This is a genomic window from Oerskovia jenensis (assembly GCF_016907235.1).
In the GTDB taxonomy this organism is placed as follows: domain Bacteria; phylum Actinomycetota; class Actinomycetes; order Actinomycetales; family Cellulomonadaceae; genus Oerskovia; species Oerskovia jenensis.
Genome location: NZ_JAFBBO010000001.1, coordinates 1039713 through 1060329 on the forward strand (window position 1 = coordinate 1039713; position 20617 = coordinate 1060329).

21 protein-coding genes are annotated in these 20617 nt (G+C 73.1%); 8 read left to right on the forward strand and 13 right to left on the reverse strand.

Annotated features, from left to right (window positions below; all coding sequences use genetic code 11):
• Positions 1-43: 43 nt before the first annotated feature.
• The gene (rpmB, locus tag JOD49_RS04705) at positions 44-235 is read left to right on the forward strand and encodes a 50S ribosomal protein L28 (RefSeq protein WP_205306178.1); all 192 of its coding nucleotides are present in this window, start codon (positions 44-46) and stop codon (positions 233-235) included.
• A gap of 170 nt (positions 236-405) precedes the next feature.
• On the opposite strand, the gene JOD49_RS04710 is transcribed toward rpmB, so the two are convergent.
• The gene (locus JOD49_RS04710; RefSeq protein ID WP_205306179.1) at positions 406-1008 is read right to left on the reverse strand and encodes a helix-turn-helix domain-containing protein; all 603 of its coding nucleotides are present in this window, start codon (positions 1006-1008) and stop codon (positions 406-408) included.
• 80 nt (positions 1009-1088) lie between these two features.
• Between JOD49_RS04710 and JOD49_RS04715 the strand changes: the two genes are divergently transcribed.
• Entirely contained in the window at positions 1089-2120 is a 1032-nt protein-coding gene (locus JOD49_RS04715; protein ID WP_205306180.1) for an NAD(P)/FAD-dependent oxidoreductase, read from the forward strand.
• A 147-nt stretch (positions 2121-2267) separates the two neighbouring features.
• Complete coding sequence (locus tag JOD49_RS04720) at positions 2268-2786, forward strand: GNAT family N-acetyltransferase (protein ID WP_205306181.1); 519 nt, start codon at positions 2268-2270, stop codon at positions 2784-2786.
• Between the two features lie 86 nt (positions 2787-2872).
• On the opposite strand, the gene JOD49_RS04725 is transcribed toward JOD49_RS04720, so the two are convergent.
• A complete protein-coding gene (locus JOD49_RS04725; protein ID WP_205306182.1) occupies positions 2873-3925 on the reverse strand; it encodes a thiamine-phosphate kinase in 1053 nt (350 codons plus the stop codon).
• 53 nt (positions 3926-3978) lie between these two features.
• On the opposite strand from JOD49_RS04725, the gene JOD49_RS04730 reads away from it, so the two are divergent.
• Positions 3979-4470 (forward strand): DUF3515 domain-containing protein, encoded by a 492-nt coding sequence (locus tag JOD49_RS04730; RefSeq protein WP_307822387.1) that lies wholly within the window; start codon positions 3979-3981, stop codon positions 4468-4470.
• A gap of 111 nt (positions 4471-4581) precedes the next feature.
• Here JOD49_RS04730 and JOD49_RS04735 read toward each other — a convergent pair whose 3' ends face one another.
• On the reverse strand, positions 4582-5721 hold the full coding sequence (locus JOD49_RS04735; RefSeq protein WP_205306183.1) for a D-alanine--D-alanine ligase family protein: 1140 nt from the start codon (positions 5719-5721) through the stop codon (positions 4582-4584).
• Positions 5722-5816: 95 nt separating this feature from the next.
• Here JOD49_RS04735 and JOD49_RS04740 point away from each other — a divergent pair, with 95 nt between their 5' ends.
• Positions 5817-6989: an acyl-CoA dehydrogenase family protein gene (locus JOD49_RS04740; protein ID WP_205306184.1), complete on the forward strand. Its 1173-nt coding sequence runs from the start codon at positions 5817-5819 to the stop codon at positions 6987-6989.
• 145 nt (positions 6990-7134) lie between these two features.
• Positions 7135-8313: a trans-sulfuration enzyme family protein gene (locus JOD49_RS04745; RefSeq protein WP_205306185.1), complete on the forward strand. Its 1179-nt coding sequence runs from the start codon at positions 7135-7137 to the stop codon at positions 8311-8313.
• A gap of 97 nt (positions 8314-8410) precedes the next feature.
• Here JOD49_RS04745 and JOD49_RS04750 read toward each other — a convergent pair whose 3' ends face one another.
• On the reverse strand, positions 8411-8794 hold the full coding sequence (locus tag JOD49_RS04750) for a DUF6191 domain-containing protein (protein WP_205306186.1): 384 nt from the start codon (positions 8792-8794) through the stop codon (positions 8411-8413).
• Between the two features lie 233 nt (positions 8795-9027).
• Between JOD49_RS04750 and JOD49_RS04755 the strand changes: the two genes are divergently transcribed.
• Positions 9028-9648 carry an AMIN-like domain-containing (lipo)protein gene (locus JOD49_RS04755; protein ID WP_307822388.1) on the forward strand — a complete coding sequence of 207 codons (621 nt, stop codon included), beginning with the start codon at positions 9028-9030 and terminating at the stop codon, positions 9646-9648.
• 56 nt (positions 9649-9704) lie between these two features.
• Here the strand turns inward: JOD49_RS04755 and JOD49_RS04760 are convergent, their stop codons facing one another.
• From JOD49_RS04760 to add, 9 genes are all read right to left on the reverse strand, one after another.
• On the reverse strand, positions 9705-10730 hold the full coding sequence (locus tag JOD49_RS04760) for an NAD(P)H-dependent glycerol-3-phosphate dehydrogenase (RefSeq protein ID WP_307822389.1): 1026 nt from the start codon (positions 10728-10730) through the stop codon (positions 9705-9707).
• Positions 10727-11392 carry a lysophospholipid acyltransferase family protein gene (locus JOD49_RS04765; RefSeq protein ID WP_205306188.1) on the reverse strand — a complete coding sequence of 222 codons (666 nt, stop codon included), beginning with the start codon at positions 11390-11392 and terminating at the stop codon, positions 10727-10729. Before JOD49_RS04765 ends, JOD49_RS04760 begins: the two co-directional genes overlap by 4 nt.
• A gap of 240 nt (positions 11393-11632) precedes the next feature.
• Positions 11633-12238 (reverse strand): response regulator transcription factor, encoded by a 606-nt coding sequence (locus JOD49_RS04770; RefSeq protein ID WP_205306189.1) that lies wholly within the window; start codon positions 12236-12238, stop codon positions 11633-11635.
• A complete protein-coding gene (locus JOD49_RS20665) occupies positions 12235-13581 on the reverse strand; it encodes a sensor histidine kinase (RefSeq protein WP_205306190.1) in 1347 nt (448 codons plus the stop codon). The genes JOD49_RS04770 and JOD49_RS20665 overlap by 4 nt, the downstream gene beginning before the upstream one ends.
• 127 nt (positions 13582-13708) lie before the next feature.
• Positions 13709-14581: an ABC transporter permease gene (locus tag JOD49_RS04780; protein WP_205306191.1), complete on the reverse strand. Its 873-nt coding sequence runs from the start codon at positions 14579-14581 to the stop codon at positions 13709-13711.
• Complete coding sequence (locus JOD49_RS04785) at positions 14578-15609, reverse strand: ABC transporter ATP-binding protein (RefSeq protein ID WP_205306192.1); 1032 nt, start codon at positions 15607-15609, stop codon at positions 14578-14580. Before JOD49_RS04785 ends, JOD49_RS04780 begins: the two co-directional genes overlap by 4 nt.
• A 66-nt stretch (positions 15610-15675) precedes the next feature.
• A complete protein-coding gene (locus JOD49_RS04790) occupies positions 15676-15942 on the reverse strand; it encodes a hypothetical protein (protein WP_205306193.1) in 267 nt (88 codons plus the stop codon).
• A gap of 191 nt (positions 15943-16133) precedes the next feature.
• Entirely contained in the window at positions 16134-17450 is a 1317-nt protein-coding gene (gene murA / locus JOD49_RS04795) for a UDP-N-acetylglucosamine 1-carboxyvinyltransferase (protein WP_205306194.1), read from the reverse strand.
• A 343-nt stretch (positions 17451-17793) separates the two neighbouring features.
• Entirely contained in the window at positions 17794-18831 is a 1038-nt protein-coding gene (gene add / locus JOD49_RS04800; RefSeq protein WP_205306195.1) for an adenosine deaminase, read from the reverse strand.
• Between the two features lie 228 nt (positions 18832-19059).
• Between add and JOD49_RS04805 the strand changes: the two genes are divergently transcribed.
• Complete coding sequence (locus tag JOD49_RS04805; protein ID WP_307822390.1) at positions 19060-20457, forward strand: MFS transporter; 1398 nt, start codon at positions 19060-19062, stop codon at positions 20455-20457.
• Positions 20458-20617: the final 160 nt, after the last annotated feature.

Consider the following 20617-nt stretch of genomic DNA (forward strand, 5'->3'; position numbering starts at 1 on the left):
CGCTGTCCTTTCGCGGAGGCGTGCACGACGATCAGGAGAAATCGTGGCTGCCAACTGCGAAGTCTGCGGCAAGGGCCCGAGCTTCGGGCACAGCATCTCGCACTCGCACATCCGTACGAAGCGTCGCTGGAACCCGAACATCCAGCGCGTCCGTGCGATCGTCTCGGGTACCCCGAAGCGTCTCTACGTGTGCACCTCGTGCCTGAAGGCCGGCAAGGTCGTCCGTCACGTCTGAGCCTCACCGCTCGTTCGCCGAAAGCCCGCCAGGACTCGTCCTGGCGGGCTTTCGCGTTCCTCGACCACGGTCCTGCCCCGTTCCTCGACCACAGGCCCGCCCCACGGTGGCGGCCCCGGCACCGGGTCAGGGCACGGCCGGGTCGCCGCGGCGAGCGAGGTCCGGCCGGTTCAGTCGCGTCGCCGCTTGGGCCGCGCCCGGAAGTGGGCCCGCTCCCCCTGGGGTCCGTGCAGCACGAGCAGCTCGACCGGGTGCTCGTCGGCGTTGAGGACCGCGTGCGGGGTGCGCGTGTCGAACTCGGCGGCCTCCCCCTCGCCCAGGACGAGGTCGTGCTCGCCGAGCAGGAGCCGCAACCGCCCGCCCAGGACGTACAACCACTCGTACCCCTCGTGCACCTTGGTCTCCGGCAGCACGTCCGAGGCGCGCCCGTGCAGGACCTGCTTGTAGGCCTGCACCCCGCCGGGCCGGCGGGACAGCGGCAGGATCGTCGAGTCGCCCCGTTTCACGGGCCGTGCGTGGATGCGCGGGTCGCCCGTGGGCGGGGCGCCGACGAGCTCGTCGAGCGGTACCTCGTGCTCGCGGGCGAGCGGCAGCAGCAGCTCGAGCGTGGGGCGCCGCCCGCCCGACTCCAGGCGGGACAGGGTGCTCACCGAGATGCCCGTGCGGTCCGAGAGCTCGGCGAGGGTGAGGTGACGCCGCTGCCTCAGCGCGCGCAGTCGTGGCCCGACGGCCTCGAGTGCTGCGGCGAAGGGGTCGTCCACGGGTGCATCCATGCCTGCGAGTTTGCCACTCCGGCAAGCAGAATTGCCAACGATCCTCCCCAGCGCAGATGCTCGGAACGGAGGTGGTCCCCATGACCCGAGAGAGCACGGCACCCACGACGGGTGCGAACCCCGCGACCGACGAGGCGCAGGTCACCTACGACGTGGTCGTCGTCGGAGGCGGAGCAGCCGGACTGAGCGGAGCGCTGACGCTCGCCCGCGCGCGCCGTACCGTCCTGGTCGTCGACGCGGGTCGCCCCCGCAACGCCCCCGCCGCGCACCTGCACGGCTACCTGTCCCGCGACGGCGAGGACCCGTCCGCGCTGCTGGCGGGGGGCCGGGGCGAGGTCGCGGCGTACGGCGGCCGGATCACGCAGGGCACGGTCGAGGCGGCGGCCCCGTTGCCGGACGGCGGGTTCGTGGTCCGGCTCACCGACGGCCGGGACGTCCACGCCCGTCACCTGCTCGTGACGACAGGTCTGGTCGACGAGCTGCCCGAGGTCCCCGGGGTCGCCGAGCGCTGGGGCCAGGACGTCCTGCACTGCCCGTACTGCCACGGGTGGGAGGTGCGCGACCAGGCAGTGGGCATCCTCGCGACGAGCCCCATGGCGCTCCACCAGGCCCAGATGTGGCGGCAGTGGACCGAGGACGTGACGCTCTTCCTGCACGGGTCGCCCACCCCGGACCCGGCGTCCCTGGCCGCGCTCGACGCTCGTGGCGTCCGGGTGGTCGAGGGCCGGGTCGAGGCGCTGGAGATCGCGGGCGACACGCTGAGCGGGGTCCGGCTCGAGTCCGGGGAGACCGTGCCCTGCGCGGCCCTCGTGGTCGCTCCCCGCTTCACGGCCCGGTCCGCGGTCCTGGAGTCCCTCGGCATCGAGACCGCGGAGCAGGTCGTCGACGGCACCGTGGTCGGGACGTACGTGCCCTCCGACCCGACGGGCGCGACCACGCTGCCCGGCGTCCGCGTCGCGGGCAACGTCACGAACATCATGGCGCAGGTCGTCGCCGCCGCTGCGGCAGGGGTCCAGGCCGCGGCGGCGATCAACGGCGACCTGATCGCCGACGAGGTCCAGCGGGCCGTCGCCGGGCGTCCCACCCGGCAGGCGGTGGTCGCCAAAGGCTGAGAGGATCGGTGGACGGCGAGCCGGACTCCGGCTCCGAAGAACGCGCCCGGCCCGTCTCCTCGCCGACAACAGGTCCCGTTGGGGAGATTTGCTGAAGATCCGGACAAAAGTCTTGGCGGATCTCCACGGAAGTGGCAGGATTTGGTCATGGTGACGGAACTCAACGAGGTAACGATCCGCACGGCGACACCGCAGGACGCGGCGTCGATCGCCCAGGTCCACATCGCCTCCTGGCGTGGGGCCTATGCCGGGATCGTCCCCGACGACTACCTGGCCTCTCTCGACCACGACCAGCGCGAGGCCGCCTGGACCACGAACCTCACGAACTCCGGGGCGGACATCCTGCTCGCCGAGGCCGACGGGCGAGCGCTCGGCTTCGCCAGCATCGGGCCGGCGCGCGACGAGGACGCCGAGGACGGGGACCTCGAGATCTACGCGATCTACCTCGATCCCGAGGCCTGGGGCCGCGGCGTGGCACGCGACCTCATGCGCACCATGCTCGGCAAGGTTCCTCCGCGGGTCCCGGTCTCCCTGTGGGTGCTCAAGGACAACGACCGCGCCCAGCACTTCTACCGACGCCACGGTTTCGCCCCGGACGGGGTCGAGCGCCGCGACGACATCGGTGGTCGTGACCTCACCCAGGTCCGGTACCGCCGCAGGTCCTGAGAGGGCGCGATCGCCCGGACTCGGTCTCCCGTCGAGGGGGTCGTCCCGCGAGGGGCGACCCCCTCGGTCGTCCGCAAGCCCTGCGCTCAGCCTCGGAAGTGGTCCCACCCCACGCCGTGCGCGCGCGGCGCGGCCCCGTCGACGGTGACGGACGATCCCGCGGCCACCACACGCCCCACCGCACGGAACGGCCCGGGGAGCGCTGTTCCGACGGGGAAGGTCGCGAGCAGCCCGTGGTCCTCGCCACCTGTCAGGACCCAGTCGCGCGCCAGCGCGGACGCCTCCCCGGCGCCTCCGACGCCGGGTCCCGCAGACGGCCACTCCCCGGCCGGCCGCGTGCCGGCCGACGCGCTCACCGCGGACGCCGCACCGGCCAACCGCGTCAGGTCGGCCGCGAACGCGCCGAGATCCAGGTCGATGCCGACGCCGCTCGCGCGTGCCACACGCCCTGCGTCCCGCAGCAGGCCGTCGGACAGGTCGAGCATCGCGGTCGCCCCGGCGTCGGCGGCGGCAGGCCCGGCCTCGAGCGGCGGCTCGGGCCGCAGGTACGCGTCGACCAGCTCCCGGTCCACGTCCCCCAGGTCGTGGTCGAGCAGGGCGAGCCCCGCGGCGGACCACCCCCTGCGCCCGGCGTGCGCGACGACGTCGGACACCTGGGCACCCGAGCGCAGGACCGGCGCCCGCCCGCCCAGGTCCCCGTGGACCGTGACGGCGACGACCACGTCGTCGCCACTCGACAGGTCTCCCCCGACGACGGCGGCACCGCTCGGCGCACAGGCCGCGGCGAGGCCGCGAGCCAGTCCCGTGACCCACTCGACGGGCAGGTGCCCGGGGATCACGAGCGAGACCACGAGCGACGTCGGACGCGCGCCCATGGCCGCGATGTCCGCGAGGTTCTGCATCGCGGCGCGCCACCCGACGTCGTACCCCGTGGACCACTCCGGCCGGAAGTGACGGCGCTCGACCAGGACGTCCGTCGAGACGACGAAACGCCCGTCCGGCGCTCTCACCACGGCGGAGTCGTCGCCCGGGCCCACGAGGGTCGCCGCCCCCGTCGGCAGGAGCGGGAAGATCGCCGCGAGCAGCTCCTCCTCCGAGGTCTCGCGCACCAGGGTCGGGTTCACGTTCGGATCGGTCACGGCGCCACCTTACGCGGGACCGGCGCACCTGCCGGAGCGGCTACCGTTGGAGGGTGCTGAACGCCCCCCGTACCCCTGCCCGACGCCGGACGCTCACCGGGATCCTGCTGGTCGCCGTGGCCGCGGGCCTCAGTGCCTGCACCCCCACGATCGGCGTCCCGGTCGCGGACGACGCCGCGAACCCGAAGTGCGCCGAGGTCGTCCTCGCGCTGCCCGACGAGCTCGGCGAGATGCCGAAGGTCAAGACCGACAGCCAGGCCACCGCCGCGTGGGGCGAGCCCGGCGCGGCCGTGACGCTGCGGTGCGGCGTGACGCCGCCCGAGCCCACCACGGACCTCTGCCAGAGCGTGTCCAGCACTGCGGGCAGCGTCGACTGGATCGTGACCGACGACGGCAAGGACACCTGGACGTTCGTCACCTACGGACGCGACCCCGCGGTCGAGGTCCAGATCTCCCCTGCCGTGAAGAACTCCCGGTCCACGGACTTCGTCTCCGACCTCAACCGCGCGGTGTCCAAGGTCGGGCAGACGCGCTACTGCATGTAGGTCGGCGCAGCACCTGGGCAAGCGCCGCCAGGACGCGACGACGCGAGGAGCGCGCCGCCCCGTGAGGGGTGGCGCGCTCCTCGCGTCGACCGGGTCAGGCGGCCGGGACCGTCAGCGCAGGCCCGTGGGGCGCTGCAACGCGAGCTGGATGAGTTCGTCGATCAGCTCCGGGTACGTGATCCCCGACTTCTCCCACATGCGCGGGTACATCGAGAACGGCGTGAAGCCCGGCATCGTGTTGATCTCGTTGACGATGACCTGACCGTCCGTCGTCACGAAGACATCGACGCGCGAGAGACCCTCCGCGCCCACGGCCTCGAACGTGCGGACCGCGATGTCACGGACCTCGTCGACGAGGTGCGGGGGCAGGTCGGCCGGGCAGCTCAGCTCGACGCCCGCCTCGTCGAGGTACTTGGCCTCGAAGTCGTAGAAGGCGTGGTGCGCGTCGGTCACGACGATCTCGCCGGGCAGGGAGGCGCGCGGCCGCTCGCCCTCGCGCCCGCCGAGGACCGCGCACTCGATCTCGCGTCCCACGACCCCGGCCTCGACCACGACCTTCGGGTCGTGCCGGCGCGCCTCGGCGATCGCCGCGGGCAGGTCCGCGAGGTCGTCGACCTTGGTGATCCCGAGGCTCGACCCGGCACGGGCGGGCTTGACGAACACGGGCAGGCCCAGGCCGGCGACGGTCTCGGTCCAGGCGGCCGGGTTGCGGTCCCACTCCCCCGGGCGGATGACCGTGTACGGAGCGATGGGCAGGCCCTGACCCGCGAGCACGAGTTTCATGAACTGCTTGTCCATCCCCACGGCCGACGCGAGCACGCCCGCGCCCACGTAGGGGACGTCGGCGAGCTCGAGCAGGCCCTGGAGCGTGCCGTCCTCGCCGAACGGCCCGTGGAGCAGCGGGAAGACGACGTCGACCTCGCCCAGCTCGCGCGGGAACTGGCCCGGCTCCAGGACGCGCAGCGCGCGCTGACCCACCGCGAGCGGCAGCAGCACCTCACCACCCGTCGCCGTGACCTCCGGCAGGTTGCCGGGCGTGATCTCCCAGCGCTCGGGCTCGTCGGCCGCGAGGACCCACTGCCCCGCCTTGGTGATCCCGACGGGGATGACCTCGTAGCGCTCGCGGTCGATCGCGCGCATCACGCCACCCGCGGTGGCGCACGAGATCACGTGCTCGCCGGAGCGTCCGCCGAAGAGGAGGAGGACGCGCGTCTTGCGCGCGGGAGCACTGGGTTCTGGCTGGCTGGACATCGCCGACGACCCTACCGGAACCGCGCTCGACACCGTGAACAGGAGCGGGCCGCGGAGGTGCCCGGGAGGTGGAGAAGCAGTGATAGAACGAAGGCATGACCTCTCCGCTGCTGACCGACGACCTGCTCGACCGCATCCGCTCACGCGCCGCGACCTACGACCGGGAGAACACGTTCTTCACCGAGGACTTCGAGGAGCTGACCGCGGCCGGCTACCTGCAGGCGTTCGTGCCCGCGGCGATGGGCGGCCCGGGCCTGGGCCTGCGCGACGTGGCGCACGAGCAGATCCGCCTCGCGGGAGCGGCACCGGCGACCGCGCTCGCCGTGAACATGCACCACGTGTGGACCGGCGTCGCGCGCTACCTGTACGAGCGGGGCGACCACTCGCTCGACTTCGTCCTGGAGGAGGCCGCGCGCGGCGAGGTCTTCGCGTTCGGCTACTCCGAGCCGGGCAACGACCTGGTGCTGTTCGGCTCGCGGACGCAGGCCCGCCCCGACGGTGAGGGCGGCTACTCCTTCCACGGCCGGAAGATCTTCACGTCGCTGTCGCCCGCGTGGACCCGGCTCGGGGTGCTCGGGATCGAGACGGCCACCGAGGACGGCCCCGGGCCGGCGGGCGACCCGCGCCTCGTGCACGCGTTCGTGACGCGCGAGGGTGGCGGCGTCGACGTCCTCGACGACTGGGACACCGTGGGCATGCGCGCGAGCCAGAGCCGCACGACCCTGCTCGTGGGCGCGCACGCCCCGGCGGACCGGGTGGTCCGGCGCCTCGCCCCCGGGCCCTCGACCGACCCGCTCGTGCTCGCGATCTTCACGACGTTCGAGGTCCTCCTGGCGTCGGTGTACACGGGCATCGGCAGGCGCGCCCTGGAGCTCGCGGTCGAGAACGCTCGCCGGCGCACCTCGATGAAGAACGGTGGCAGGCCGCTCTCCCAGGACCCCGACATCCGTTGGCGGGTCGCCGACGCGGGCATCGCGATGGACGGCATCTACCCGCAGATCGACCAGCTCGCGGGCGAGATCGACGCCCTCGTGGACCGGGGCGCGGGCTGGTTCACGGCCGTCGCGGGGCTCAAGGTGCGGGCCACCGAGACGGCGCGCGTCGTCGTCGACCAGGCGATCCGGGTGTCCGGCGGGTCGTCGTACTTCGCGTCCTCCGAGCTCGGGCGGCTGTACCGCGACGTGCTCGCAGGCATCTTCCACCCCTCCGACGACGAGTCGGCGCACTCGACGTTCGCGAGCGCGCTCCTGGGCCCGGTCGAGGAGTGAGCGAGGACTGACCGGCGCGGGCGTCGGGCGTGCGGCGCGGACCGTCCTGCCGCGGCAGACGGTCCGCGCCGCATCCTCGACGCCCCCGTCTTCACCTGCGGTTGCCCGCGGCACCCACCCGGCCGCCAGGCGTAATCTCACCTCCATGACGACCGAGCCGACCGAGCCGACCGAGCCCACCGTCCACCGCTCACCGCTGTCCCCCGCCACGATCGCGGTCGCGGCGGGGCGCCCGCCCCGCGAGCAGGGCGGGCCGGTCAACCCGCCCGTGGTCCTGTCCTCGACGTACGTGTCGCGCGGGGTGCAGCAGCCGGGCGAGCTCCTCTACACACGCATGGACACCGAGACGTGGCACCCGTTCGAGGAGGCGCTCGCGACCCTGGAGGGCGCGGCCGAGCCCGGCATCGTGTTCAGCAGCGGCATGGCCGCGATCGCGGCGGTCTTCGCGTTCGTCCCCGCGGGCGGCAAGGTCGTGCTGCCGCGGCACGCCTACCAGGTGACGCTGGGCTTCGCGGACGACCTCGCGGCCCGGCACGGGGTCGAGGTCGTCCGGGTCGACGTCGCTGACACCGACCAGGTGCTCGCCGCGATCGACGGCGCGGACCTGTTGCTCGTCGAGTCGCCGACCAACCCCATGCTCGAGGTCGCGGACCTGCCCGTGCTCCTCGCCGCCGCCCGCGAGCGCGGGGTGCTCACGGCGGTCGACAACACGTTCGCGACGCCGCTCGGCCAGCAGCCGCTCGCCCTGGGCGCGGACCTCGTCGTGCACTCGGTCACGAAGTACCTCGCGGGACACTCCGACGTCGTGCTCGGGGCCGTCGTCACGAACGACGCGGAGCTGGCCGCGAAGGTGCGTGCCTACCGGACGCTGCACGGCGCGATCGCCGGGCCGTGGGAGGTGTGGCTCGCGCTGCGCGGGCTGCGCACGCTCGCGCTGCGCGTCGAGCGCTCGCAGGCCAACGCCGCGGAGATCGCGCGGCGCCTCGCGGAGCACCCGCTCGTCGAGGAGGTCCGGCACCCGAGCCTGCCGACCGACCCAGGACACGAGCGCGCGGCCCGCACCATGACGGGCTTCGGGGCGATCCTCGGCCTGCGCCCCCGTGGGGGGCGCGAGGCCGCGGACGCGCTCGTCGAGGCCGTCGAGCTGTGGGTTCCCGCGACGAGCCTCGGAGGGGTCGAGTCGAGCCTCGAGCGGCGGCGTCGGTTCGCGACCGAGTCGCACACGGTCCCCGACGACCTGCTGCGTCTGAGCGTCGGCATCGAGGACGTCGAGGACCTGTGGGCGGACCTCGACCGGGCGCTGCGGGCGGCGGCCCGCGCCTAGGGGGCCCGACGGCGCCACTCGCCCCGGCCACCCGGCACCGGGTCGCGTGCTGGTCAGGTCCGCGACGACACGGCGCGGGAGTCGGCTCCTGCCGAGATCAGGGACGCGCGGGCGCCGGGCCTGCGGCGTCCTGCGGCTCGGCGTCCGGCGAACCGGTGGTCGGTGCCTCGTGGACGTCCGCGCTGAAGACGACGACGCCAGACTCGAGGTCCACGTCGATCGGCGGAGCCGTGGACGGCGCCTGCGCGATGTCGAGCCGCTGCCGCTCCTTCTCCTCGGTGAGGTGGACCCGGCTGGGCTGGAACACGTCGACGAGCTCGCCGAACGCGCCCGCTCCGGCGCTCTCGCCCGACCCGCGCCCGTCGCCCTGCCGCCGCTCCTCGGCTCGTCCGCCGACCATGCGCTCGATCGCGACGACGGCGACGATCACGACCACGACGACGACGAACAGGGGTGCGCCCGCGCTGCTGATCCACTCCATGAGGCCACGGTAGGGCGGGCTGGAGCCCCAGTCATCCCACGTGCGAGGGAGTGTCGACGGGCGGCGACGACGGCCGGGACCGGTCTTCCTCGTGGGAGCCCGTGCGGCCGCGCCTGTGCACGCCTAGGCTCGAAGGTCACCCGGGAAGAGGTCCCGGACGGACTCTCTCGGAGGCGAAACCCATGAAGGGCACGACCCGACGTCGGCGAACCGCAGCACTCACCGCTGGGAGCGTGACCGCGGTCCTTGTGCTCACGGCGTGCTCGGGCGGGGACGACCGGGACGACGAGGGACCGAGCACCCCGTCCCCGGCCGCCTCGTCGCCCCTCGACCCGTCCGCGTCGGCGGGCGCGACGGACACCCCGACCGGGTCCACGGACGACGACGGCTCGACCTCCGCTGCCCCGTTCCCCGCGGACACCGAGCCCGACACGTCGGAGCCCTCCGCGGGCGCGGCCCTGACCGTGACCGACGTGCGCGTCGGGCGGCACGACGGGTTCGACCGCGTGGTCTTCGAGCTCGGCGGGACGGGCACACCCGGCTGGCGGGTCGAGTACGTGCCGGAAGCGGTCGAGGACGGGAGCGGGAACGTGGTCCACCTCGACGGCGACGGCACCCTGCAGGTCATGATCTCCGGCTCGGGCTACCCCACGGACACGGGCGTGGCCGAGTACTCGGGGCCCAACCCCGTGCGGGTCGCCGAGACCGACGAGGTCGAGGAGGTCCTGCTCGGCAGCGTCTTCGAGGGGTCCACCCAGGCGTTCGTCGGGACGGACGAGGTCAGCCCGTTCCGGGTCTACGCCCTGACCGACCCGACGCGGGTCGTGGTCGAGGTGCGCAACGACGACGTGTGACGGCTGCCGGCTCGGCGCCCGTCAGGGCGCCGAGCCGGCGGAGCGGCGCGGTCGCCTCAGCGCCCCGACGTCACGCCCTCGGACTTCTGCGGCCGCGCGAGCAGTCCGCGGGCCATGTCGTCGACCGGCATGCCCTGGTGCAGGACGGCGACCACACCGGCCGTGATGGGCATGTCGACGCCCACCTTCTGCGCGAGCTCGAGCACCGACCGGCAGGACTTGACTCCCTCTGCCGTGCCGCCCGTGGCCGCGACGGCCTCGTCGAGGCTCATGCCACGGCCGATGTGCTTGCCCAGCGTGTGGTTGCGCGACAAGGGGGACGTGCACGTCGCGACCAGGTCCCCCATGCCCGCGAGGCCCGAGAACGTCTCGGCGTCGGCACCGAGCGCGAGCCCGAGCCGGGTGATCTCCACCAGGCCGCGCGTGATGACCGTCGCGGTCGTGTTGTACCCGAACCCTCGCCCCTGGGCGATGCCCACGGCGAGCGCGATGACGTTCTTCACGGCTCCGCACAGCTCCACGCCCACGACGTCGGAGTTGGTGTACGGGCGGAAGTACGACGACGAGCAGGCCGCCGCGACGAAGCGCGCGGTCTCCTCGTTCGTCGCCGAGACGACGGTCGCGGTCGGCTGGTGCTCGGCGATCTCGCGGGCGAGGTTCGGTCCGGACACGACCGCGACCCGGTCGAGCGGCAGGTCCCAGACCTCGGCGACGACCTCGCTCATGCGACGGTCGGTGCTGAGCTCGACGCCCTTCATGAGCGAGACCGCGACGACCCCCTCGGCGAGGTGCTCTCGCAGCGGCGCGAGCGTCGCACGGGCACTCTGCGACGGGATCGCGACCACGACGAGCTGCGCACCGGCGAGAGCCTGCGCGGCGTCGGTCGTGGCTGTGAGCCCCGCGGGCAGGTCGATGTCGGGCAGGTACGCGGAGTTGCGCCGGGTCGCGTTGATGTCCGCGGCGACGTCGGCGTTGCGACCCCACAGACGGACCTCGCACCCCGCGTCGGCCAGGACCGCGGCGAAGGTCGTGCCCCACGCCCCGGACCCCAGGACGGTCGCGGTGATCTGCTGGGCGCTCACTTGCGTTCCTCCGAGCCGGGGTTCTTGCGGACGTCGAACCGCTCGGCCGGGGCCTTCTCGCCGCGGATCTCCTCGAGCAGCGCCGTGATGGCGTCCATGATGCGGTTGGTGGCCTCTCGCAGGGTCACGGTGTCGACGGGACGCTCGTAGAGGTCCGACAGGTCGACGGGCGGGCCCGCGTGCACCGCGACGTTCTTGGGCGGGATCGGCCGGAACCGCTTGCTGTAGCGCGGCAGGATGTCCTGCATGCCCCACTGCGCGATCGGCACCACGGGCATGCGGCTCGCCAGGGCCAGGCGTGCTGCGCCCGTCTTGCCGACCATGGGCCACAGGTCCGGGTCACGGGTCAGGGTGCCCTCGGGGAAGACCGCGACGCACTCGCCCAGCGCGAGCTGGTCGACCGCCGCGCTCACCGAGGACGCAGCCCCTGCCGTGTTGCGCTGCACCGGGATCATCCCGGTGCGGTCCAGGAGCAGACGCAGGCCGGGGATCTTCCAGAGCGACGCCTTGGCGAGGATCTTGGGCGCCCGGCCGTGGTCGTACAGGAAGTGGGCGAACGTCAACGGGTCGATGTTCGACATGTGGTTGCCGGCAGCGATGAATCCGCCCGAGGCAGGGATGTTCTCCGCACCCTGCCAGTCGCGGCGGGTGATGGCGAACATGAGGGGTCGCACGATGAGCGCGACGATGCGGTACGCGCGGCTGTCAGGATGAGCTTTCGGCACGGTCACCGAGCCTACCGGGCGACGTGGCGTCGTCGGGCCCGACGACGCCGCGCGCCCCGGGTGCGCAGGATCGAGATGCGGCCATCTGGGGTTCTGGCGGGCTCTCGACCCCCGTTGGCCGCATCTCGACGGACGGTCACGCCCGTGACCCCGAGCCCACGCGGCGAGCCCGGCAGGTCAGATCCAGCCGTGCCGCCGCGCGAGGTGCACGGCCTCGTGCCGGTTGGTCGCCCCGAGCTTCGCGGCGGCCGAGGACAGGTAGTTGCGCACCGTGCCCGGGGCGAGCGACGCGCGGGTCGCGATCTCCTCGACGGGGGCTCCCCCGGCCGCGAGCTCCAGGACGTCGGCCTCGCGAGGCGTCAGCGGGCTCGAGCCCGCCGCGATGGCCTCGGCCGCGAGCTCGGGGTCGACGTAGCGTCCGCCGGCCTGGACCTGGCGCACCACGTCCGCGAGGACGCGCGAGGAGACCGTCTTGGGCAGGAAGGCCCCGACACCCGCCTCGAGCGCGCGCTTGAGATACCCGGGGCGACCGTGGCTCGTGACCATGACGACCCTGCACCCCGGCACCTCGACGGCCAGTGCCCGGGCGACCTCGATGCCGTCGAGGCCGGGCATCTGGAGGTCGAGCACCGCGACGTCCGGGGTGTGCTTGCGCGCGGCCGCGAGCGCCTCCGGCCCGGACGCGGCCTGGACGACGACCTCGAGGTCGTCCTCGAGCGAGAGCAGGGTGGCCAGGGCGTCGCGGATGAGGTTCTCGTCGTCGGCGAGCAGGATGCGGATCACGCGGTGGGGCCTTCCTCGGTGGGGCTGGGGGTTCCTGTGCTACGGCCCCGGGAGCCGCGCGGCAGGCGCGGGACGAGGCTACCCATGCCGGGGCTCGGCAGCGGGACGCTGGCCGTGAGGCGGAAGACGGGCGGCAGGAGATGGGTCTCGAGGCGCCCACCGGTCTCGGCGAGCCGTTCGCCCAGGCCGATCAGGCCGGACCCGCTGGGGCTCCCCGGGCTGGTGGTGGTGCGGTCGAGGTCGGGGACGCCGTCGTTCGTGACGGTCAGCACCGCCTCGCCGCGGTCGACGCGCAGCGTGATCTCGCACCGGGCGGCGTCCGAGTGCCGCACCACGTTGGTCACGGCCTCGCGCACGACCCAGGCGAGCGCCTCCTGCGTGGCCAGGGGCAGCGCTGTCTCCTGCTCGTCGCCGCAGGACTCGATCGTGGTCTCGATGTCGGCCGACCGCAGGACCGAGCGGGCTCCGCTGAGCTCCGCCGGCAGGTCCGTGGCCCGGTACCCGGCGACCACGGCCCGCACCTCGCGCAGCGAGTCCTGCGCGATCTGGCGCACCTCGAGCATCTGCTCGGCCGCTCCCGGGCGACCGCGTGCGGCGAGCTCGGCGGCCAGCTCGCTCTTGACGGCCACGACCGAGAGCGTGCGGCCGAACACGTCGTGCAGGTCGCGCGAGAACCGCAGCCGCTCCTCGGCGACGGCCAGGCGCGCGTGCAGGACACGGTTGCGCTCCTGCTCCCACACGATCCCCAGCATCCAGACGGACACGCGGTAGGACGCGAAGATGCCGACGCACATGAGGACGACGCCGATGCCCTGGCCCACCGCGATGCCCGCCGCCGTCTCGTCGCGGACCGGGGCGACGACCCACGAGACGAGCCCCGAGACCGCCGCGACACCGACCGCCCCGAGCGCCAACCACCGGAAGGCCAGGAGCGGCGCGCAGGCCGCGACCGAGAACGCGGTCGCCGCGGTCACGACCAGGACCGGGGTGTTGCCCTGGAACATGGACCCCTCACCCGTGGGGTACGCCGCGAGGCCGACCACGCAGGTCGCGAGCGCGAGCCCCCACATGGCGCCCAGGGCCCACCGGGGAGGCACCGGGCCGCCGAGGAACCGGGTGACCCCGTACCGGATCACGACGACGCACGACGCGGTGTGCGCGAGGCACAGCCCGATCAGGGGGGCGAGCAGGGCCGGGTGCCCCGTGGGTACCTCACCGACGACCCAGAGCACCACGAAGAGCTCGAACGTCGCCACCACGTACAGCGACCAGCGCGTGTAGGTGTCGAACCGTTCGGGGTTGGAGCGGCGCGACCACGCGCCGACGAAGGGGTTCCGGCTCACGGGCACCACCCTTTCATGCGCGCGGGCGGCGCCCACGGTGCCGAGGACGAGGTCGCGGTCGTCCTCGGCAGGGGAACGACCACGACCTCGTCCTCGGCGGCCCCCTCGAGGGAGCCGCCGGCAGGACTCAACGACGCGGCTCCCACCGCATGTACCGGGTCGCGAGCCACGCGCCGAGCACGCACCAGGCGGCCAGGACCGCGAGGGGCTCCGCCGCCAGGGCGAACGTCTCCCCGAAGCCCACCGCGACGCCGTCGGGACCGAGACCCGTGAGGCCGATCGTCAGGAGCTCGGCGACCGGGTGCAGGGGCGTGAGCTCGGCGAGGGTCTGGACGCGCTCGGGGAGCAACGTGAGCGGGAGCGTCGTCCCGGACAGGAGCAGCGCGAGCGCCATGATCGGCAGCGTCGAGAGCTGCGCGGACTCGAGCGTGCGAGTGAACGCGGTGCTCGCGGCCGCGAGCGCCGTGAAGACGAACGTCCCCCCGAGGACCGCGACGAGCAGCAGCAGGACGTTCGCCGGGGCGTCGAGCCCGATCCAGAGCGCGATCGCGACCCCACCCAGGACGAGCTGTCCCAGCATGGTCACGACCGCGGGCGTCGCGGCTCCCGCCAGGATCTCCGCGTCGGAGCACTGCCCGGTCCGCAGCCGCTTGAGCACGAGCTCCTCGCGCCGGGCCACGTAGGCGCTGGCCAGGTTGTAGTAGACGACGAACATGAGGGCGAAGCAGACGAGGCTCGTGAGCGCGAACGCGCCGATGATCGAGTCTCCCGCGTCGTCGCCCACGAAGGCCCCGAACGCGCCCGAGAAGTGCAGGAAGGCCACCATGGCCGGGGCGAGCAGCACCCCGTTGAACAGGGCCGTCCGGTTGCGCAGGAGGAGGGTGGTCTCGGCGCGGACGAGCGCGGAGACGCGGCGCAGCGAGCCGGTGAGGCCGCTCGCTGCTCGCGGCGTCGACCGGGCGCCCGGGGCGCGGGTCGAGGTGGGGGCGAGGGTGGTCATGCGGCACGCTCCGTCGGGTCGGTGGTGGACGCGGACGCGGTGCGGGCGGCGCCCGGCCCGTCCGCGATGGCGAGGAACGCCTGCTCGAGCGACGCGGGGCGCGCCTCGATGCGTCCGAAGGTCACGTCGCGGTCGGTCGCCCAGGCGAGCAGCACCGCGAGGCTGCGCTGGAGGTCGCGGGTCGCGATCGCCACGGTGCCGCCCTCGACACGCGTGAGCGTCTCCCCGGGCAGCAACGGAAGGTCGGCCAGGTGGGGGCGCACGCTCGCCTCGTCGACGTACACGTGCGCGGGCTCGGCCTCGACGATCTCCGCGACCGTCCCCTCCTGCACGATCCGGCCACCGTGCATGATCGCGAGGCGGTCGGCGAGGCGCTCGGCCTCCTCCAGGTAGTGGGTCGTCAGGACGACGGTCGTGCCGTCGTCGAGCAGTCCCCGGACCAGGTCCCAGGCCGAGCGGCGGCTCTCGGGGTCGAGCCCCGTGGTCGGCTCGTCGAGGAACAGGACCTCGGGGCGACCGAGGAGCGCCAGGGCGAGGTCCAGACGGCGTCGCTCACCACCCGAGAGCGAGCTCACCGTGACGTCGGCGCGGCCGCGCAGCGCGACGAGGTCGAGGGCCTCCTCGACGCGGCGGGGCGCGGCGAGCGTCCCGGCCCACATGCGCGCGGTCTCGATCGCCGTCAGGTCGGACGGGAAGCCCGCCTCCTGCAGCATGATCCCGATGCGAGGGCGGACCTGGGCGCGCTGGCGGTAGGGGTCCTTGCCGAAGACCTGGACCGTGCCGCCCGTGGGGCGAGCCAGCCCCTCGACGACCTCGAGGAGCGAGGTCTTGCCCGCGCCGTTGGTCCCGAGGAGTGCGAAGAGCTCGCCGCGCCGGACCTGGAGGTCCACGCCCGCGACGGCCTCGAAGCCCGTGGCGCCGCGAGAGCTGCTCGCGTAGCGGCGGCGTAGGCCGCGCACGTCGATGACGAGGTCGTCCCGGGAGGCAGCGCGGCCCGGGGCGCCGCTGCCGAAGGTGTCGTTGTCCATGCCTCCAGCCTGGCGCCGACAGGAGAGGTCAGGCAGTGCGCCCCGTCACCCGTTCCGTCGGGTTCGTCACCGGTGCTCGGTGACGTTTGTCATGTCGTCCGCGCCGGTGTCCGCGCTGGTGACCGAGGCCGCCGGTGCGACCGAGGCCCCCGGGCCGGCGTCCGTCGCGGGCGTGCTCCCGCCGGTCCCCGCGGGTGCGCTCAGCGCGAGCCCGCCCAGGGTCAGGACGCTGAAGGTGAGCGCTCCCGCTCCCCAGGTCAGCGCCCGCCGACGGGGCGCGCGCGGTTCGGGGGTGTTCTCGGGGGACGTCTCGGACGGCCGCTCGCTCGACATGTCGCTCCTCCAGCCCGGGCGAGCCGTTCGCCCGTGCCCCCACTGTGGTCCCCGGACCTGCGCGGAGGATGACGTGAGCCTGTGGAACGCCTGGGAGGACGACGACGGGCGCGGTGCGTGCCGTCGCACGTACCGCGCCCGTCGGGTGTCGGGACCCTCCGATCGGCCCTGCGGCCGCCGGAGGAGCCGGGTCAGCCGCGGCTGACGTCCGCGCCCAGCGCCTCGAGCTTGTCCTGGAAGTACTCGTACCCGCGGTCGATCAGACCGATCCCCCGCACGGTCGAGGTGCCCTTGGCCGCGAGCGCCGCGATGAGGTGGCTGAACCCGCCGCGCAGGTCCGGGACCTCGATGTCGGCCGCGGACAGGGGCGTCGGGCCGGAGATGACGGCCGAGTGGTGGAAGTTGCGCTGCCCGAACCGGCACGGCAGCCCACCCAGGCACTCCTTGTAGACCTGGATGGTCGCGCCCATGCCCCGCAGGGCGTCGGTGAAGCCGAAGCGGTTCTCGTAGACCGTCTCGTGGACGATCGACAGGCCCTTGGCCTGCGTGAGCGCCACGACGAGCGGCTGCTGCCAGTCCGTCATGAAGCCGGGGTGCACCGCGGTCTCGAGCACGATCGCGTTGAGGTCGCCGCCCGGGTGGTAGAACCGGATGCCGTCCTCCTCGACCTCGAACTCGCCGCCGACCTTGCGGAACGTGTTGAGGAACGTCATCATCTCGGGCTGCGTCGCACCCTTGACCGTGATGTCGCCGCCGGTCGCGAGCGCCGCCGAGCCCCAGGACGCCGCCTCGATGCGGTCGCCGAGGGCCGTGTGCTGGTAGCCCATGAGCTTGTCGACGCCCTCGATGCGGATCACGCGGTCGGTGTCGACCGAGATGATCGCGCCCATCTTCTGCAGGACGGCGATGAGGTCCATGATCTCGGGCTCGATCGCGGCGCCCGACAGCTCGGTGATGCCCTCGGCGCGCACGGCCGTGAGCAGGAGCTGCTCGGTCGCGCCCACGCTCGGGTACGGCAGGGAGATCTTGGTGCCCTGGAGGCGGCGCGGGGCACGGATGTGGATGCCCTGCTCACGCTTGTCCACCACGGCGCCGAACTGACGCAGGATGTCCAGGTGGTAGTTGATGGGCCGGTCGCCGATGCGGCAGCCGCCCAGGTCCGGGATGAACGCCTCGCCCAGACGGTGCAGCAGCGGGCCGCAGAACAGGATCGGGATGCGGCTCGACCCGGCGTGCGCGTCGATGTCCGCGACGTGCGCGGACTCGACGTCGGTCGGGTCGAGGTGCAGGACGCCGCCCGCCTCGTCCGCGACGACCTTGACGCCGTGCAGCTCGAGCAGTCCCGTCACGACGCCGACGTCGCGGATCTGCGGCACGTTCCGCAGCACGCTCGGCCCCTCGCCGAGCAGGGAGGCCACCATCGCCTTGGAGACGAAGTTCTTCGCCCCCCGCACGGTGATGGTCCCGTTGAGCGGAGTGCCGCCGTTGACGTACAGCAGATCGTTCATGTGGTCGTGGTCGCCTAGCTCTCGTGGTCGGTTCGATGGACGTTCGACGGACTGTGCGTCCGGCCGCCGTGCGGCGGCCTGACGGGCCGCCCCGCGTCGACTAGTGCGGCGCCGCTCGCGGTGCCGCACTCCCCCGTCCCCCAACGCAGGGCATCCGAAGATTATTCACCCACCGGGGACCGCCCGACGACGCCGCTCGCCCCGGGACGCCGCTGACCGGTGCAGACGTGGTCGGCCCGCGCGGGGCGCTCGCTGCCGGACATGCCGGACGGGCCTGACATGCCCGACGGCGGAGCGCACCTCACGCGCGAGGCGCGCTCCGCCGTCGGGCACCTGGCTCCTGCTACGGCCGGGTGGGCTCGTACTGCTCGACGTAGCGGTCGATCTCCTCGAGGTACGCCGCACGAGCCTCCGCGTCGATCCAGGAGGCCTCGAACGAGTTCCTCGCGAGCGTCACGACCTCCTCGGACGTGAGGCCGGCCTTGGCCGCGACCGCGGCGTAGTTGTCGGCCACGTACCCGCCGAAGTACGCCGGGTCGTCGGAGTTGATCGTGATCTTGACGCCGTCGCGCAGGAGCTGGGCGACCTCGACGGCCTTCATGTCGTCGGTCACGAAGCTGTTCGACACGGGGCAGCTCGTCAGGCCGATGCCGCGGGCCTTGACCTCGGCCACGAGCGCGGGGTCCTCGACGATGTTGGTGCCGTGGTCGATGCGGTCGACCTCGATGGTCTCCAGCACCGTGCGGATGTTGTCGATGCTGCCGACCTGGTCGATGTCGCAGTGCATCGTCAGGCGGTAGCCGAGCTCACGTGCCCGGGCGAAGACCGCGGTGAACTTCTCGGGCGGGTTGCCGCGCTCGTCGGAGTCCAGGCCGACGCCCAGGATCAGGTCCTTGAACGGCACCGAGGCCTCGAGCGTCTCGGCGGCGCTCTCGGCGGAGAGGTCACGCAGGAAGCACAGGATGAGGTCGGCGTCGACGCCGAAGTCGGCCGCGGCGGCCGCGGCCCGGTGGTAGCCCTTGACGACGGCCTCGAACGGGACGCCGCGCGCGGTGTGCGCCTGCGGGTCGAAGAACATCTCGGCGCGCTTGACGCCGTTCGCGGCCGCGCGCAGGAGATAGGCGTGGGCGAGCTCGAAGAAGTCGTCCTCGGTCTGCAGCACGTCCATGGCCGGGTAGTACACCGCGAGGAAGCTCGTGAGGTCGGTGAACTTGTACGTCGCCTGGACCTCCTCGACCGTGGTCTGACCGATGTCGATGCCGTTGCGCCCGGCGAGGCGGAGCTTGAGGTCCGGCTCGAGGGTGCCCTCGAGGTGCAGGTGGAGCTCGGCCTTGGGCAGCCCGGTGACGAAGTCCAGGGTGGGCTGGAGGGGCAGGGGCATGGTTCTCCTTCGTGTGGGGGTCGTCCTCCCATCATGCCCTGCGGGTCGTGGTGGTCCTGGGTGACCTCGGGCCGACCTCGGGACGGGTGCCCACATCGCGAGACGGTCTGCTCGCCCTGTGGCCCCGGTCCTTACCGTGGGGCGCGAAGTTACCGGGTAGTACGGTCCCCCTCGATGCCCAGGGACCTCCCCGACGCTTCCCCGAACCCCTGCACAGGAGCCCTCCCCGTGACCACGACGGCAGCACACCCGACCGGCGACGCCGCGGGCGCACCGGATGCGCCCGGCGCGTCCGACGCCCCGACCAACAGCAAGGGGCGCGTGATCTTCGCGAGCCTCATCGGCACGTCCATCGAGTTCTACGACTTCTACGCCTACGCGACCGCCGCGGTCCTCGTCTTCCCGGCCGTGTTCTTCTCGGCCCTCGACGGCAGCACGTCCCAGCTCCTCGCCTCGTTCGCGGTGTTCGGCGTCGCGTTCGTCGCGCGGCCCCTCGGGTCGATCGTGTTCGGCCACTACGGCGACCGGATCGGCCGCAAGGGCACGCTCGTCGCCTCGCTCCTGACCATGGGCGTCGCGACGTTCCTCATCGGCCTGCTGCCCCCGTCGTCGACCCCGGGCTGGTCCGTGCTCGCGCCCGCGCTGCTCGTCCTCATGCGCTTCTGCCAGGGCCTGGGCCTCGGCGGCGAGTGGAGCGGCGCGGCGCTGCTCGCGACCGAGAACGCCCCCGCGGGCAAGCGCGCGATCTGGGGCACGTTCCCCCAGCTCGGCGCGCCCATCGGCTTCATCCTCGCGAACACCACGTTCCTGGTCCTGGCCGAGACGCTGACCGACGAGCAGTTCTCCTCGTGGGGCTGGCGCGTGCCGTTCCTGGCCAGTGCGCTCCTGGTGATCGTGGGCCTGTGGGTCCGGCTGCGCCTGGTCGAGAGCCCCTCGTTCCAGAAGGTCGTCGAGACCGGCGCGGTCGCCAAGCTGCCCGTGGCGCAGGTGTTCCGCTCCTCGTGGCGCCAGATCGTGCTCGGCACGTTCATCATGCTCGCGACCTACGTGCTGTTCTACCTCATGACGACGTTCACGCTGACGTTCGGCACCGCGCCCGCCGAGGTCCCCGCGGGGAGCGGCGGCGCGCCGGGACTCGGCTACGAGCGCACCGACTTCCTCGTGATGCTCATCGTCGGCGTCGTGTTCTTCGGGATCTTCACGCTCGTCTCCGGGCCGATGGCCGAGAGGTTCGGGCGGCGCAAGCACCTGATCTGGACGACCGTCGCGATCATCGCGTTCGGCGCCCTGTTCGTGCCGCTGTTCACGGGCGGGACCGTGGGCGTCATGACGCTCCTGATCGTGGGCTTCACGCTCATGGGCCTGACGTTCGGCCCCATGGCCGCGATCCTGCCCGAGCTCTTCCCCGCCAACGTCCGCTACACGGGCTCGGCGATCGCCTACAACCTGTCGTCGATCCTCGGGGCGGCCGTCGCGCCGTTCATCGCGGTCGCGCTGTGGGAGCAGGCCGACGGCTCGCCCGTGCTCGTCGGGGTCTACCTGTCGGCCATGTCGGTCCTGACGCTCGTCGCGCTGCTCGTGAGCAAGGAGACCAAGGACGTGGAGTACACGGACAACGTGGCCTGACGCTCCGGGTCGCGCCGCGCCACGAGCGCCGTGCCCGCTCACGCCCGACGGCGGAGCGCACCTTCCCCGCGGAGGTGCGCTCCGCCGTCGGTCGTCCGGGCCGCGCGGCTCCCGCGCGACGGCAGTCCTGCTGCGGGATCGTGACGACTCGGCCATGCTG

Coding starts and splice junctions, on each gene's coding strand:
- JOD49_RS04710 (WP_205306179.1), bottom strand. CDS start 1,008: ATGGATGCACCCGTGGACGACCCCTTCGCCGCAGCACTCGAGGCCGTC.
- JOD49_RS04715 (WP_205306180.1), top strand. CDS start 1,089: ATGACCCGAGAGAGCACGGCACCCACGACGGGTGCGAACCCCGCGACC.
- JOD49_RS04720 (WP_205306181.1), top strand. CDS start 2,268: ATGGTGACGGAACTCAACGAGGTAACGATCCGCACGGCGACACCGCAG.
- JOD49_RS04735 (WP_205306183.1), bottom strand. CDS start 5,721: ATGTCCAGCCAGCCAGAACCCAGTGCTCCCGCGCGCAAGACGCGCGTC.
- JOD49_RS04740 (WP_205306184.1), top strand. CDS start 5,817: ATGACCTCTCCGCTGCTGACCGACGACCTGCTCGACCGCATCCGCTCA.
- JOD49_RS04745 (WP_205306185.1), top strand. CDS start 7,135: ATGACGACCGAGCCGACCGAGCCGACCGAGCCCACCGTCCACCGCTCA.
- JOD49_RS04750 (WP_205306186.1), bottom strand. CDS start 8,794: ATGGAGTGGATCAGCAGCGCGGGCGCACCCCTGTTCGTCGTCGTCGTG.
- JOD49_RS04765 (WP_205306188.1), bottom strand. CDS start 11,392: ATGTTCGCCATCACCCGCCGCGACTGGCAGGGTGCGGAGAACATCCCT.
- JOD49_RS04780 (WP_205306191.1), bottom strand. CDS start 14,581: ATGACCACCCTCGCCCCCACCTCGACCCGCGCCCCGGGCGCCCGGTCG.
- JOD49_RS04785 (WP_205306192.1), bottom strand. CDS start 15,609: ATGGACAACGACACCTTCGGCAGCGGCGCCCCGGGCCGCGCTGCCTCC.
- JOD49_RS04790 (WP_205306193.1), bottom strand. CDS start 15,942: ATGTCGAGCGAGCGGCCGTCCGAGACGTCCCCCGAGAACACCCCCGAA.
- murA (WP_205306194.1), bottom strand. CDS start 17,450: ATGAACGATCTGCTGTACGTCAACGGCGGCACTCCGCTCAACGGGACC.
- add (WP_205306195.1), bottom strand. CDS start 18,831: ATGCCCCTGCCCCTCCAGCCCACCCTGGACTTCGTCACCGGGCTGCCC.